Genomic DNA, 14,531 nt, shown 5'->3' with positions numbered 1-14,531 from the left:
GTGGATGCCGCGCTGCGCACCGAAGGGCTCGCATCTCGGATCCTGCTCCAGGTGCACGACGAGCTCGTGCTCGAGGTCGCACCGGGGGAGCGGGAGGTGCTCGAGGCGCTGGTTCGGCGCGAGATGGGTGCTGCCGTGCAGATGGATGTGCCGCTCGACGTCAGCGTGGGGGTCGGCCGCTCCTGGCACGACGCCGCGCACTGACCTGCCCGGCATGTGGTCCCGCGCACGACCACCGCCGGCACGGGATCAGCTGGGCACCTCGGCCTGCTTGTCGTCGCCGCGCAGCGGCGCATCGAGGGTGTCCGCGTCCACGGCATCCGACCACGTCACCCACACGAGCAGCGCGAGCAGGACGGCATCCACGGCGAGCACGAACAGCAGCAGCTCGTGCCCGGTGCCGATGAGCGGCAGGCCCGCCACGACCAACGCGAACGCGCCCCAGATCCACCACACGGCTCGCCGGTGCGTGCGCGCGAGGGCGGTCTGGACGAGCAGCTGGATCATCGCGGTGACAGTGCCGAGCACCGCGAACAGCCACAGGTCATCTGCCACGGCGGAGTACGCCTCACCCCCGACGAACACCAGGGCGAGGTCGGGTGCCACGAGAGTCGCGCCGACGGCCACGAGGCCGATCGCGAGGATCACCGCGAGTCCCAGCAGGTGCAGGTGACGGTGGCCGGCCCGGCGGGCCAACGCCGGGAAGGCCATCACCGTGACGAAGGTCGGGAGGAACAGCACAGCCTTGCTGAGGATCAGCCCCGACGCGTAGTTGCCGGCCTCGTCGGCCGGCAGGGTGACCCGGGCGGCGAAGACGTCGACCTGGGTGAGGGCGAAGAAGGCGAGCAGGGTGTGCGAGTCGTGCGCGACCTCACGCAGGAGTCCGATGGGTGCCCGCCCCGAGGGGTCTGCAGGCAGCGCGCTGCCGGGGCTCGTCGTCGACCGGGCCCTCGTCAGACGGTGGCCCACCACGATCGGCACAATGGCGCCGAGCGCCACGCCGGTCATGGCGCCGAGGGTCGTCGGCCACAGCGCAATCGCGGCGCCTCCGACGACGAGCCGCCCGGCCCCCATCGCGACGCTGAGGATCGCGAAGGCTCGCCAGTCTCGGCGCCCCTGGAGGATGCCGAGCTGGGCGCCGGTCACGGTGAGCGCGGCTGCCGTCACCGCGACGGTCGCAGCGGTGAGCCAGCTGTCCAGGCGCAGGACGGTCGAGGCCACCGGGGAGAGCGCCAGGCAGATCAACCCGAGCACGAAGGCCGCTCGCCGCGCCGTCGCGAGCATCGTGGGCTCCACTGCCGGCCCGTCCCGCTGTGCCACGCGCCTGGCCGTCGTCGCCTGCACACCTAGGGCGAGGACGTTGACGACGAGGACGACACCCATCAGGGCCGCGACGGCCGAATACGCCTCGGGGCCCAGGCGGCGGGCGGCCAGCAGCGTGAACAGGTAGACCGCCGCGTTCATCACCGTGGTGCCGACGGCGACGAGCGACGCCCCCCGGGCGATCGCTGCTCGTCTGGTCCACATCGACACGCGCGTCAATGTACTGGTCGGTATCACTCGCTGCCGCCAACTAGGGTGGCGCGGGTGTCCTCCGTGGCTGAACCACCGGCCGCTGGCTCCGGCCGTGCACCGGTCGCTGCCGCGGTGGTCTCGGCCACCCTTGCGACCGCCGTCGTGCTCTCGGGGGTGACCGGCACGGGACAACGGCTGGTCCGTGACTTCGTCGCGGTGCCTGAGCCGGCGGCACCCCTCTCACTCCTCCCGACGACCGCCTCCGCACTGCGTGCGTGGCCGTTGGATGCCGTGTCGTGGGTGGCTTCCGGCGTCGTTCCGACAGGCGTGCAGCAGCAGCTCATCCTCGTTGCCGCGTTGGCCTTGGCGGGGGTCGGCACCGGACTCCTCGTGCGGCACGCCGGTGCTGCTGCCGCGGCCGCGGCCGCGTGGGTGGCCATATGGAACCCCTACGTCACCGAGAGGCTGCTGCTCGGTCACGGCCCGACCCTGCTCGGCTATGCCTGCCTCCCGTGGATCGTCATCGTCGTGCGGTCGAGCCTCCGGACCCGACAGCGACATCTCCTGCTTGTGGTGGTCGCGATCCCTGCGTCACTGACTCCGTGGGGCGGCGTCGTGGCGGCCGTCACGGCGGTGCTGGCCGACCTGTCTCGCGGGGACCGCACCCTGGCCAGGTCGGCCGCCGTTGCTGCGGTGGCCTCGGCGTGGTGCCTCCCGTGGGTCCTGCCCGCCGTCCTCGTCGGTGGCGTGGGCGCGGACCCCGACGGCCCGGCCGCGTTCGCCCTCGCCGACGACTCCGGGCTCGGGACGTGGTTCTCGGCCCTCATGGGGGGTGGAGTCTGGGCGGCGGGTGCGCAGCCGCTGTCTCGGTCCGACCCGGTCGCCCTCGCCGCGTCGTTGGGCCTGCTCGGGTGCGCTGTCGCAGCCGTGCTCGGCCTCGCGGTCGCCGCCACGGGACCCGGCGAGTTCTCGCGCAGGGGCGCCGCAGTGGCTGGGCTGGCCCTGCTCCTGCTCGTCGGCCCGGCGACGGTGGCCTGGTGGGCATCCGGACCGGGACTGGAGGTGATGTCCGCTCTCCAGCAGGTCCCCGGGGTCGCCCTCTTTCGGGACCAGCACCGGATGCTCGCGCCCGGGATCCTCGCGCTGGCCGTGCTCGTGGCCGTGGCCGTGGCGTGGCTGGCGCGCCATGGTGGGCGCACGGCATCCGCTCTCGGGTGCGTCCTGGTCGCCGCGCTGTCGGTGGCATCGGTGCCCGACCTGCCGAGCAGGATGCGGGCCGACTACCGTCCCGTCACGTACCCGGCGGACTGGGCGGATGCCGTCCGCTCGCTCGACGCCGCCCCGGCCACGCCCACGGTGCTCTCCCTTCCCTGGCAGCCGTTGCGCCTGCCGGGGTGGGCTGGTGAGCCGCCCTTCCTCGATCCGCTGCCGAGGGCGGTGTCCGGCACCGTGCTCACGAGCACCGCGCTGACGGTGCAACGACCTGCGGGCTCCGTCGTCGTGGACGACGCGCCGGTGGGGGAGGACTGGGCCAGTGGCTCGGTGACGGCGGCGAGCCTGAGGCGCCACGGGGTGACACACGTCGTGGAGTGGCTCGACACCCCGGGTTCTCTGGCGAGCAGGCGCGACGGCTGGCGCCTCGTGCACTCGGGCCCCTCGTTCACGGTCTGGGACGTCTCCGGCGCGCAATGAGCGCCAGACCTGCACTCATGTGAGCCCAGGACACGCTACGATGGTGCTACTGCCCAGTAGGAAAGGTCAACCACGCATATGTCTGCCACCACCACCGACGACGAGCGCCGTTCGCGCCGTGCGGGCCTCATCCTTCTTGGCGTGAGCCTGTTTGCCGGTCTCGGTATGGCCTTCGCGGCTGCCTCGAGCATCGTCTCCTCCAACGGACCCCAGGACGCGACCGCGGTCGTCGAGGGCCAGCAGACGATCATTCCTGCCGAGGAACTCCTCAACTACGGCGGCTGACGCCCCGCGCCCTCTGCTGGCGCACCTCGTCAGGCACGACTGCGTCGGTCCCGGCCTCGACGGGCAGGCCTGCGGCGCGATCCGCGAGCAGTGACTCCCAAGCCTGCACCGAACGGGCCCAGGTGAAGTTCGCCGCGTGCTCGATCGCCGCGGCACCGAGCGACTCACGGGTCGTGGTGTCGGTGAGCAGGTGATCTACCGCCGCCGTGAGGCCATCGAGGTCGTCCACGAGCATGCCGGTGCGGCCGTGGACGATCGACTCCGACAGGCCCCCCGCCCCGGTGTAGGCCACCGTGGGCGTTCCGTGGGACGCCGCCTCGACCACACTGAGCCCCCAGCCCTCCTTGATGCTCGGCGCCAGAGCCACCCACGCCGCCGCGAGCTCGGCGTGCTTGGTCTGCTCGTCCACGAATCCGAGGATGTCGACCCGGTCCGAGACGCCGAGGGCCACCGCCTCCTCGCGCACCTTGTCGCTCCACCACCCGTCGCCAACGATGCGCAGCCGAAGGCCCGGGTGACGTGCCCTCAGCCGAGCCGTCACGGTGAGGGCGTGCTCGATGCGCTTGTGCGGGACGACGCGCCCGAGCACGACGAGCCGGGGTTCGGGGTGGCGCGGCCCGCTGTCGGTCGGTGCCGGGTCGGTGCCGTTGTGAATGACGGCGATGGCTTCCGGGGCGACCCCGAGCTCGATCAGCTCCTCGCGGGTGCGCTGCGAGACGGCGACGTACTGCAGCCCGCGGAAGGCCCGCGGTGCCACCCGGGACTCCAGGGCCCACCCGACCCGTGCAGCCGCCGGTCCGAACACGATGGGCCACTGCTCGCGATGCACGTGGTGCACGAGCAGGACCACAGGCGTTTTCGTCGCGGCGCGGGCCCAGAAGGGCACGCCGTTCTGGGTGTCGACGACGACGTCGAACCTGCCCTCAGCGCGCTCCAGGGCGGCGAGCCGACGCAGGCTCGCCCCGTAGACGCCGAGCCGGCCGCCCTGTCGCAGCACGCGGACGCCGCGGCGCCGTTCCTCGGGGGGAGCCCCGGGATGGGTCGAACACAGCATCGTGACGTCGTGCCCGGCGTCCGCCAGCCCCTCGCACACGGTCTCGGCGTATTTCTCCGCACCCCCACCCTCGGGATGTGTAGAGTCTCGCCAGTTCAAGAAGGCAATGCGCACGTGGGCTCTTTCCTCAACGACCGGAGACGGATGTTACCCCAGGACCACCCCCCGCACCGGGCGGTCGGGCAGAGGGCGTCCCTGCGTCGGTCGGTCGACCTGTTTCGGGCCTTTCGGGTCGAGCAGACCGAGCCTGCCCGCTTCTACGGTGCGCTCGCTCTCGACTCGGTCGACCTGCTGCGGCGGTGGACGCCGCTCGAGGGCCGCAGCGTGCTGGACATCGGGGGAGGGCCCGGCTACTTCGCCGACGCCTTCGCGGCAGCCGGTGCGGCGTACGCGGGGTTGGAGCCGGATGCCGGTGAGCTCACCGCCCGTGGCGGCGTGGCCGGCAACACCGTGCGGGGGTCCGGGCTGGATCTCCCGGTGGCGGACCGCAGCGTCGACATCGCGTTCTCGAGTAACGTCCTGGAACACGTTCCCGACCCGGTGCGGATGGCCGAGGAGATGCTGCGGGTCGCTCAGCCGGGGGGACTGGTGTTCCTGTCCTGGACTCCGTGGCTGTCACCCTGGGGTGGCCATGAGACCTCCCCCTGGCACTACCTGGGTGGCCGACGGGCCGCCGACCGGTACGAGCGGAGGAACGGCAAGCGACCCAAGAACGACGTCGGCCGGTCGCTCTTCAAGTGCCCGGTGGGCCCCATGGTCCTCTGGGCTCGCGAGGTCGAGGCCGGGGGCCGTGCCCAGGTGCTCGACGTCTTCCCCCGCTACCACCCCTGGTGGGCGCACTGGGTCATGGCGGTACCCGGGCTGCGCGAGGTCGTGAGCTGGAACGCCGTGATCGTCCTGCGCGCGAGTGGCGAGTGAGCGCCCCCGACATCACCGACCCCTCCACCACCGCGACCGAGTCGGCCCAGCGGTGGAGGGCCCGACTCGACCGCATCGTCCCCACGGCCTTCCTCATCGCCCTGGCCTTCGTCCAACGTCCGGGCTGGACCGCCGCTGACACCAAGCTCGACCTCGTGGTCGACCCCGGCGGGTTCCTCGGTCGCGCGATGAACCTCTGGGACCCGCTCGCGGCTGGTGGGCAGCTCCAGAACCAGGCCTACGGCTACCTGTTCCCGATGGGCCCGTTCTTCTGGCTCGGGGATGTCCTCGGGTTCTCACCGTGGGTCGTCCAGCGGCTGTGGTGGGCACTCATCCTCGTGCTCGCCTACCACGGCACGCTGCGGGTCCTGGAGCGGCTCGGTATCGGTACCGGCTGGTCACGGATCCTCGCGGCGTTCAGCTACGCGCTGGCGCCCCGCATGCTCATGGGCTTGGGCGCGATCAGCTCCGAGATCTGGCCGATGGCCATCGCCCCGTGGATACTCCTGCCCCTGCTGGCCGTCGCACCCGGGGGTGAGCGCCCCGCTGCCCTGCGCTCGGGGGCGGCGATCCTCCTGCTCGGGGCGGTGAATGCCGTCGCGTCGCTCGCGACGCTGATCCTGCCGCTGTGGTGGATCCTCACTCGCACGTCCGCCGTCCGGGTGCGACTGCTGGCCTGGTGGTCAGTGGCCGTCGTGCTGGCCACGGCGTGGTGGATCGGCCCACTGGTCCTGCTGGGTCGGTACAGCCCTCCCTTCCTCGACTGGATCGAGGACGCCCGCGTCACGACGGCCGTTGCGAGCGTCACCGAGGCGTTGCGGGGGACCACCCAGTGGATCGCGACGATCGGCGGTCAGGAGAACGCGGTGTGGCCGGCCGGGTGGGCCATCCTGACGACCCGGAACGTCATTCTCTTCGGCCTGGTCATCGCGCTCGCCGGTCTTCTTGGTCTGGCGCTCGCCCGCGGTCCGTGGACGGGGTTCGCCCGCGGTGGGCTGATCATTGGGCTGATACTGGTCACCTTCGGCCACGGCGAGGGCGTCGCGGGGCCATGGTCCGGGGCGCAGGCAGACCTCCTCGACGGCGTCCTCGCCCCGTTCCGCAACACCCACAAGTGCGAGCCGGTGGTACGGCTGCCCTTGGCCCTCGGAGTGGCCCACGGACTACCGCTGGCCGCGAGGTGGCTGCGCCGTGTCGGGGCTCCCTGGCCCCAGCTCGCCGCGGTGCTAGTCGTCCTCGCGATCATCGGGCAGACCGCGGTGCCGGCGTTCGTGGGGGTCATCCAGCGCGGGCCGTTCCTCGCGGTGCCGACGGCATGGCAGGACGCCGCGCAGTGGCTCGAGGAACACCCTGACGGCGGCCGCACCCTCATCCTTCCCGGCGGCAACGCCCCGGCACGGATGTGGGGCGAACCCAAGGACGAGCCCATCCAGCCGTACATGACCGAGCCCTGGATCGTTCGTGACGGCGTGCCGCTCGGGTCGGCGGGGGCCACCCGGCTGCTCAACGAGATCGAGGCTCGGGTGGCGCAGGGACGGGGAGGGCCGGAACTGGTCGCGCTGCTGGACACTCTCGGCGTGACACGGGTGCTTGTCGTGGCCGATCACCAACGGCCGCGCGCGCGGACGACCCCGCCGATCGTCGTGCGCGCCGCACTCACGTCCAGCGGCGCCCAGTCGGTGGCGAGCTTCGGGTCCCTCGTGGGCGGTTCCACGGACATCAGCATCGTGTCCGACTGGGGGCTGGACCGCCCCTTGCGCGAGCTCGAGATCCTCGAGGTGTCCTCGGGGGCGTCGATCGCGCCGACCACCCGCCTCCCGGTCGACGCGGCCGTGCCCTACGCGGGCGGTCCCGAGGGGATCGGTGCACGGCCGGGAACTGCCGCGGGGCTGTTCACGGTGGGGGAGGACCCAGCGGCTCGTGGCGGGGGGCCGCTGCTCACGACCGACACCCTCCAACGACGTCAGGCCAGCTTCGCGACGGCCACCGACCTCTACGGGCCGCTGCTGTCTGCCGACGAGGAGTACGTGTCCCCGCGTGCCGTTCACGACTACTGGCCGACGCCCCTGACGGAGGACCGCGCCGACCTCTCCGACCACCAGAGCGTCCGGGTGGACGACGGCACGGCTCGAGCCACGGCATCCTCGACCCTCGCCGAGCCCGCCCTGGGTCAGGGGCGAGAGCTGAACAGCGATGCGTGGCGCGCCTTCGACGCCAGCGGCGAGACGGCGTGGCGCTCGTCCGGGTATGACCCCTTGGGCCAGTGGGTGCAGCTTGAGTGGGCGACACCGACCGAACTGCCCGCGAGCGTGCTGGTGACGCTGGACACCGAGGTCGGCGCGAACGTCGCGGCACTGTCGGTCTCCACGGACACCGGAACCGAGCGGACCCCCGTGACCAGCCCGGAGTTCGCCGGGGACGTGGACCCGGCCAGGTACAAGGTCTCGGTCGACGTGCCGCCGGGACCGACGATGTCCGTTCGCCTCACCGTCGAGGCCGTGCGTGACGCCCGCCCCACGGTGCGGGTCCTCGACATCGGGGCGGGCACGCTTCCTCGGGTCCAGCCCTGGGTGCGACTGCCGTTGAGCGTGCAGACCCCCTCGGTGGTCGCGCTCCAGGCCAGCTCGGACGAGCGGTCGGCCTGCTACCCCATGGACAGTGGAGTGCTCGCCTGCTCGCCCGATCGACGGCGCGTCGGTGAGGAGACCAACGGCATCCGACGAGAGCTGACCCTGGCCCAGACCAGGTCCTTCACGGTGACAGGGACGGTGGTCGCGAGCGGCGAGGGCGCGGATTCGTTGCTGCGCCGGCTCGACGGTGTCCGTGCCGCGGGTTCGAGCAGGTGGCTGCCGGAGCCGGGGGTTTCGCCCGACCTGGCTGTCGACGGTGACGCAAAGACCTACTGGGCCGCCTCCCCGCAGGACACCGAGCCCCGGCTCACCCTCAGCTGGCCCACGCCGCGCCTCGTCGAGGGGCTGCGTCTCGAGGCCGACCCGAATGTGGCCGGCCGCCGCCCCACCGTGCTCGACGTCACCCTCGGCGACGTCACGGTTCGCCGCACCCTGGGGCGCGACGGCACGATCTCCCTGCCGCCCAGCCAGGTCACGGGCCTGACCATCGCCGTGGTCGAGGCCACCGAGCAGGAGAGCCTGACGACCTCGGGTCCGAAGACGATGCCAGTCGTCATCGGCGATGTCGCGCTGATCGGGGACGCCTGGTCGCGTGCCGTCCTCGGGGACCAGACCGTGGAGCTGCCGTGCGGGTTCGGCCCCACAGTCCAGGTGGGAGGTCAGACGCTGGAGACGAGCGTGAGCACCACTCGTGGCCGCATCCTCAACCGTCAGGACGCGACCCTTACCGCCTGCGACGGACCGGCCGTCGTCCCCGCAGGACGAGTCCGGGTTCAGGCGTTGTCGTCCGGGGAGTTCTCGGTCCGGTCGCTCGTGCTCGACGCTCGGTACGTGACGGACCCCCAGAGCGCCCCAGCGCCCGTCCCGGTCACGACGACCTCATGGGGTGCGACATCGCGATCCGTCGACCTCGGGCCGGCGAGCGAGCGGGACACGTTGCTCGTGGTGCGCGAGAACGCCAACGAGGGGTGGGTTGCGACGGCAGGGGCGGCGACCCTGAAACCGGTCACGGTGGACGGCTGGGCGCAGTCCTGGGTGGTGCCGGCAGGCACCGAGGGCACGGTCGAGCTGCGCTTCGCCCCGCAGCGTGTCTTCCTGGCCTCCCTGGCCTTCGGCGGTGCGCTCGCGGCGCTGCTCGTCGTGCTCGTCATCCGCGGACCACGGGTGCGGTCGGCCACTGTCGCTGCGGAGATCCGGGCTCCGGGTCTGGGTCGTGCGCTCGCCGTCTCCGGGCTCGTCGCGGTCGGCGGGGTCGCGGGTGCCGTGGCGGGTGGGCTGGCCATCCTCGTGCGCCGGCTCGCGACGTGGCGCTCCTCGCTCGTGACGGCCGTGACGGCCGTGGCCGGCGGTGCGGCCGTGGCCTGGGTCGGCTGGGCGTTGGTGCGGCCGTGGCCCTCAGCCGGTGCCTCGAACCGCGACGTGCTGTCCGGGGCGCTGGCTCTGTTCCTCGTCGGGGTGGCCGCGACGTGGGGCACGGCTACAGGCAGGTCAGCGGCTGCTGGTGGTGGTGCGACGACGGGCGTTGGCCTGGAGCGGCGACTCGAGCAGGTGCCAGCTGAGGGCAGCGACGATGATCGAGGCGATGAGCGTCAGCACCACGGTGATCCAGAACCCGTAGGCGAAGACGTCGAGCCCCAGCGCTGAACGGACCGCGAACATGATCGGGAGGTGCCAGAGGAAGACGCCGTAGCTGATCGTGCCGAGGTAGACCAGAGGCGGCGAGCTGAGCACTCGCGACACGACAGTGCGGGCTCCCAGCACCGATGGGGCGATGACCAGTCCAGCGACGAGGGCGTAGCCGATGTGTTTGACGGTGGCCTGCGCCGGGGTGGGCGGGGTCAGGTCGTAGGGCCCGGCACTGCGGGTCGTGAGGACCCAGAACACGCAGGCAGCGAGCACGTAGAGGTGCCAGGGGGCGACCCGGACGACGCTGGCCACTGGTCGCCTCAGCGCGTCGTCGGTGACGACGAGCGCGAGCAGCATGCCGACGACGAACCAGTCACCCACCGCGGGCAGCGTGCGGATCCACGAGAATCCCTGGGGCAGGGCGCCCAGGCCGTCGAGCAGTCGGAAGCACCAGGTCAGCGCGACCAGCCCCGCCAGCACGCCCAGGTGACCACGCCGACCAGCGCGGGCCGCGGCCCGGGCGGCCACGAGGCCGACCACGGGGAGGGCGACGTAGAACATGACCTCTGTGGAGAGGCTCCAGAGCTGGGCGAGCCCGGGCAGGTCCCATTCCAGCTTCATGCTCTGCAGTTGCAGGAGGTTCGCGACCCAGATCTCGCGGTCGGCCTCTCGGGACTCGGGGACGAGGACAAGGGTGCCGATGAGCACCGCCAGCCAGGCGGGCACCAGTCGGGAGAAGCGCCGGATGGCGTAGGACCTGGTGTTGACGGGCGCTGCACCATCGGCGATGTGCCGCGCGTGTGGCAGGTAGAGCAGGAAGCCGCTGAGCACGAAGAAGATGGCCACCCCGATGTCCATGCGGGCGAGGAAGCCCGGGAGAGTCGCGCGGCCCGTCGAACCCGAGAGGAAGCCGGCGTGGGTCAGCAGCACGGCCAGTGCGGCGAGGGCGCGCAGCCCTTCGAGCTCGACGAGGTGGTGCGCACGAGGGCGCACCCGGGTGACCGGCATCGCAGGGGTCGTGGTCACGGCAGGGGCCCCACGGTGGTCACCAGGGCCGAGGTGACGCACACACCATCGGTGTTGGGCGTCTCCACCTCGACGCTGATGCTGCGAACGGCCGTCTCGTGTGGCACCGGGGCGATGATGCGGTGCGGTCCGCGCAGGAGCTCCGGGGGGTTCACGACCAAGGGGCCGGACACCGCGCCGTCTCGGTCGGTGACCCGCAGGTTCAGCCGCTCGGCGTCGCCGATGAGGACGCCGACCACCACGATCGACCCCCGGAAGTAGGGCGCGTCGTCGACGAGGGGGATGGTCACGGTGCGGACGCCGACCGGTAGTACCTGACCGCAGAAACCCTCGGGGACCTCCGCGCCGCCGACTCGCCCGAGCTCGGCCGGCACGAGCGACCCGGTCGGGCCGACGATGGACGGCGCGCCGGAGAGTTGTGCAGACAGCGCGTCCGGGTTGAGGAGCTCGATGAGTGGGCCGGTGGTGAAGGTGGGATCGACCCATCCGGGGATGATCTCGGCGGGCACGGGGGCTGGCAGTACCTGGCCGGTCGTGGCCCGCACCTCCGTGCGAAGGTTGCTGAGGTAGGCGGGCACGACGGAGGTGTGCCAGACCACCCCGAAGCCGATCCAGCTGATGGTGCACAGCACCGTGCCCGTCGCGGCGAGGGCTCCGAGGCGGGCAGACCACCGCCTCGACGGGCCCTGCGTCATCCGTGCGTCCCGTCGGCGTTCCATCACGGTGCCGAAGAGGGCGGCCAGCGCGAGCGCCACGGCGGCACTGACGTCGGGAAGGAGCCGGAGGTCGTCAGCGGCGGTGATGTCATCGACCTGGGCGAGGCGGAAGACGTAGATCATGCCGAGTACCGGGACCGCGTACGCCGCGGCGACCAGGGCGACCGGCCCGGCCGCTCGCAGGCTGCCCTGTGTGCGAGCAGCGATGACCAGCCCGAGCACGAACAGTGCTGCGGCAGCGACGACCAGCCAGGTCGGGGTGGCGGCGAAGGAGTAGGAACCGTTGGCCGAGCGCCACACGACGGGCCCGCCGAGGTAGGCGGGAAGAAGGTCGACCAGGGCCCAGCGGCCGACCTTGACGGCCGCGTCCGACAGGCTCGGCTGGGATCCCTCGGCCTTGTCGAAGTCGCCTCTGAGGTAGGCCAGGAGGAACAGCACGTTGACGACGACGAACGGGCCGAGGCGCCCGGCCGAGAGGGTCCACCATCGCGCCGACCGCCAGCGCACACCATCCACGACGACGATCAGCGCGAGGACGACGAAGGGCACGGCCAGCGCCCGCTCCGAGAAGGTGAGCGCGACCATGTGGAGCACGACCGCGACCGACAGCGGCTGCCAGCGCCCGGAGCGCAGGTGGTCCAGCACCAGGCTCGCGAGCAGGAGCAGCAGCCCGAGGGGCAGCATCACGGTGATCGCCTGCCGGAACCACGCGTATGTCGGGATCACGGATGCCGCGAACAACACCCAGGCGACGGCTAGGCCCCGCGCGGCCGGGTGGTCGATGATCCGGCTCACCAGGCGGGTGGTCGCGTACGCGAGGAGCAGCGCGGTGAGGGCCGTGATGACGACTGCTGGCCAGTGCTCGAGCGGGGCGTAGCGGGCCATAAACCAGTCGATGGTCCTCGCACCCGGAGCGAGGTGCGTGCGGTTGCTCTCGATGACGAAGGGGTAGAACGGCCGTCCCGCGGCGTATGCCTGGGCACGGATGTCGTCGATGTAGAGACCTCCACCGGCCGAGAGCCAGGTGACCGCCGCGACGTGCAGGGCGATGACCGAGGACGCCACGACGTAGAGGCGTCGCACCCGGGCGTGGGGAACCCGACGGGTCGCCACAGGTGTGTCGGTGTCAACCTCCGCCAGCTCCACGTCCACACCCACTCCTGCTCGCCCGGGCTGCCCACGGCGTCATGCGCAGCCGCGGTCGAGTGTACGGATGCGAAGCGCTGCGGCGAAGGTCACGCCCGTTCGCCGCAGATTGTGCGTGAAAGCGTCAAGACTTGCATCCGGGCGCGCCTACTCGCTGGTAGGCTCCAGCGACTTCACCGTGGAAGGGACAACTATGCGTCGCGCTCTCGGCGGCATCCTGGCACTGCTGGGTGCGCTGTTCATCGGCATCGGGCTCCTGGCCAAGCCGTACATCTTCAACTCGCTGGCCACCGTGCCGCTCAACCAGGATTCGACGTCGGTCTCGCAAGGGCTGGACATGGCTGTCCTGTACCCCCATGTGGTGGACGGCAAGCCCGTCATCGACAAGCTGTCCGGGGTCAAGGTCGTCAGCACCCGCGAGGTGCGCGGCATTCCGGGTGTCGTGAAGCAGGCCGGGGTCGAGGACACCGACGCCTTCTGGCAGACCACCGTGAAGTCGCAGGCGGAGGTGGACGGCCAGCTCGTGGACCTCAGCTTCAGCGACACCGGCGTGTCGATCGACCGCATCTCGGGTGAGGCCACCAACTGCTGCGGTGACTACACCTCCGTCGGCGACCTCACCGACCCGACGGCCCAGAAGCCGATGACGCACGCCGGCCAAGTCTTCAAGTTCCCGTTCGGCGTCCAGAAGACCACCTACCAGTGGTGGGACGCAGACCTCGAGATGGCCGTGCCGATCGAGTTCCAGAGCGAGGAGAAGATCGAGGGCACGACGGTCTATGTCTTCAAGCAGACCATCGACCCCACCCCGCTGGCCTCCATCGAGGCCCCGAAGAGCCTGTTCGAGGAGGGCGCGGAGGGCAACGTCACCGCCACCGAGGTCTACTCCAACACCCGGACCCTGTACGTCGAGCCGGTCACCGGCGTCGTCATCGAGGGCCGCGAGCAGATCAACTCCGTCTACGAGGCGGAGGGATACGCGCCGATCGCCAAGACGGTCGGCGAGATCGGCTTCGACGACGAAACCGTCGCCCAGAACGCCAAGGACTGGGGCGCCAAGGCCGGCCTGCTCTCGTTCATCGAGAACTGGCTGCTCCTCGTGGGCCTCGTCCTCGGCAGCATCCTTGTCGCCATCGGTGCCTACCTGCTCCTGAAGCCGGCCAAGGCCGCAGCACCCGACACGGCAACTCCGCCGACGGCTCGCGCGGCTCGCCACACCTGACACCGGTGGGGCGCTGCCCCCCCCAACACACCGGTCACGCGGCCACCGTCCCCAGGGCGGTGGCCGCGTTCGCGTTCCGGGCCCCGATGGCCCAAGCCACCGCTGGTCCGGGCCGTAGGTGGTCCACGGCCGCTACGGGCGGTCGGCCACGACGATGAGCGTCCCCGGCAGCAGAGCGCCGCGCAGCGGTGACCAGCCGCCCCACACCGAGTCGTTGTGCTCAGGCCACTCGGGCTCGACGAGGTCGGTGAGCACGAGCCCCGCGGCCACCACCTGGCGCACGAGGTCGCCGATGGTGCGGTGGTGTTCGGCGTAGGTCGCCAGGCCCGCCTCACGCTCGACGTAGGGGGTGCGGTCGAAGTACGAGGTCATCGCCGTCAGGCCGGCAGGGCCGGGGTCGTCGGGGAAGGCCCACCGCACCGGGTGCGACGTCGAGAACACGAACCGCCCCCCGGGGCGCAGCACCCTGGCGGCCTCCCTCATGACAGCGCCGCTGTCCGCCACGAACGGGATGACCCCGTACGCCGTGAAGACCCTGTCGACGCTGGCATCGGCCAGCGGGATCGCCAGGCCGTCGCACTGCAGGAGGGGGAGCGGGCGGTGGGGCGGGGCGTCGATGCCTTGGGCGGTGCGCAGCATGCCCATCGACAGGTCGCTCGCGACGACCCGCACGTCGTGCGTGCGCGCCAGCCAGCGCGAGC

The 14,531-nt window shown here is 71.6% G+C and carries 10 protein-coding genes and 1 pseudogene; 6 read left to right on the top strand and 5 right to left on the bottom strand.

Annotation, left to right across the window (positions count from 1 at the left end; all coding sequences use genetic code 11):
• The coding region (locus PLL68_RS08245) for a DNA polymerase (protein WP_324533293.1) at positions 1-204 on the top strand (204 nt) is incomplete at its 5' end.
• 45 nt (positions 205-249) lie between these two features.
• Here the strand turns inward: PLL68_RS08245 and PLL68_RS08240 are convergent.
• Positions 250-1,533 (bottom strand): lipopolysaccharide biosynthesis protein, encoded by a 1,284-nt coding sequence (locus PLL68_RS08240; RefSeq protein WP_324533292.1) that lies wholly within the window; start codon positions 1,531-1,533, stop codon positions 250-252.
• A 54-nt stretch (positions 1,534-1,587) separates the two neighbouring features.
• Between PLL68_RS08240 and PLL68_RS08235 the strand changes: the two genes are divergently transcribed.
• On the top strand, positions 1,588-3,207 hold the full coding sequence (locus PLL68_RS08235) for an MmpA family trehalose lipid delivery protein (protein WP_324533291.1): 1,620 nt from the start codon (positions 1,588-1,590) through the stop codon (positions 3,205-3,207).
• 141 nt (positions 3,208-3,348) lie between these two features.
• Positions 3,349-3,492: a hypothetical protein gene (locus PLL68_RS08230; protein ID WP_324533290.1), complete on the top strand. Its 144-nt coding sequence runs from the start codon at positions 3,349-3,351 to the stop codon at positions 3,490-3,492.
• Here PLL68_RS08230 and PLL68_RS08225 read toward each other — a convergent pair.
• Entirely contained in the window at positions 3,476-4,660 is a 1,185-nt protein-coding gene (locus PLL68_RS08225) for a glycosyltransferase family 4 protein (RefSeq protein WP_324533289.1), read from the bottom strand. The two genes, PLL68_RS08230 and PLL68_RS08225, sit on opposite strands and share 17 nt — an antisense overlap.
• A gap of 30 nt (positions 4,661-4,690) precedes the next feature.
• Between PLL68_RS08225 and PLL68_RS08220 the strand changes: the two genes are divergently transcribed.
• Both PLL68_RS08220 and PLL68_RS15875 read left to right on the top strand, forming a co-directional pair.
• Positions 4,691-5,464: a class I SAM-dependent methyltransferase gene (locus tag PLL68_RS08220; protein ID WP_324533288.1), complete on the top strand. Its 774-nt coding sequence runs from the start codon at positions 4,691-4,693 to the stop codon at positions 5,462-5,464.
• Positions 5,377-8,664 (top strand): annotated as a pseudogene (locus tag PLL68_RS15875) (alpha-(1->3)-arabinofuranosyltransferase domain-containing protein); the annotation flags it as partial. The gene PLL68_RS08220 and the pseudogene PLL68_RS15875, both read left to right, overlap by 88 nt.
• A 918-nt stretch (positions 8,665-9,582) precedes the next feature.
• Here PLL68_RS15875 and PLL68_RS08210 read toward each other — a convergent pair.
• Both PLL68_RS08210 and PLL68_RS08205 read right to left on the bottom strand, forming a co-directional pair.
• Positions 9,583-10,746: an acyltransferase family protein gene (locus PLL68_RS08210; RefSeq protein WP_324533287.1), complete on the bottom strand. Its 1,164-nt coding sequence runs from the start codon at positions 10,744-10,746 to the stop codon at positions 9,583-9,585.
• The gene (locus PLL68_RS08205; RefSeq protein WP_324533286.1) at positions 10,743-12,614 is read right to left on the bottom strand and encodes a hypothetical protein; all 1,872 of its coding nucleotides are present in this window, start codon (positions 12,612-12,614) and stop codon (positions 10,743-10,745) included. Before PLL68_RS08205 ends, PLL68_RS08210 begins: the two co-directional genes overlap by 4 nt.
• Before the next feature lie 187 nt (positions 12,615-12,801).
• Between PLL68_RS08205 and pgfA the strand changes: the two genes are divergently transcribed.
• Complete coding sequence (gene pgfA, locus PLL68_RS08200) at positions 12,802-13,830, top strand: cell envelope lipid trafficking protein PgfA (RefSeq protein WP_324533285.1); 1,029 nt, start codon at positions 12,802-12,804, stop codon at positions 13,828-13,830.
• A 132-nt stretch (positions 13,831-13,962) separates the two neighbouring features.
• Here the strand turns inward: pgfA and PLL68_RS08195 are convergent.
• Positions 13,963-14,531 (bottom strand): class I SAM-dependent methyltransferase (locus PLL68_RS08195; RefSeq protein WP_324533284.1); only part of this gene is annotated, 569 nt, incomplete at its 5' end.

The sequence above is a fragment of the Ornithinibacter sp. genome, assembly GCF_035443565.1.
Lineage (GTDB): Bacteria > Actinomycetota > Actinomycetes > Actinomycetales > Dermatophilaceae > Fodinibacter.
This window is presented reverse-complemented; position numbering and strand designations above follow the sequence as displayed.

Bases quoted from the DNA above. Each gene is read 5' to 3' on its own strand.
- PLL68_RS08220 (WP_324533288.1), top strand. From the start codon at position 4,691: ATGTTACCCCAGGACCACCCCCCGCACCGGGCGGTCGGGCAGAGGGCG.
- pgfA (WP_324533285.1), top strand. From the start codon at position 12,802: ATGCGTCGCGCTCTCGGCGGCATCCTGGCACTGCTGGGTGCGCTGTTC.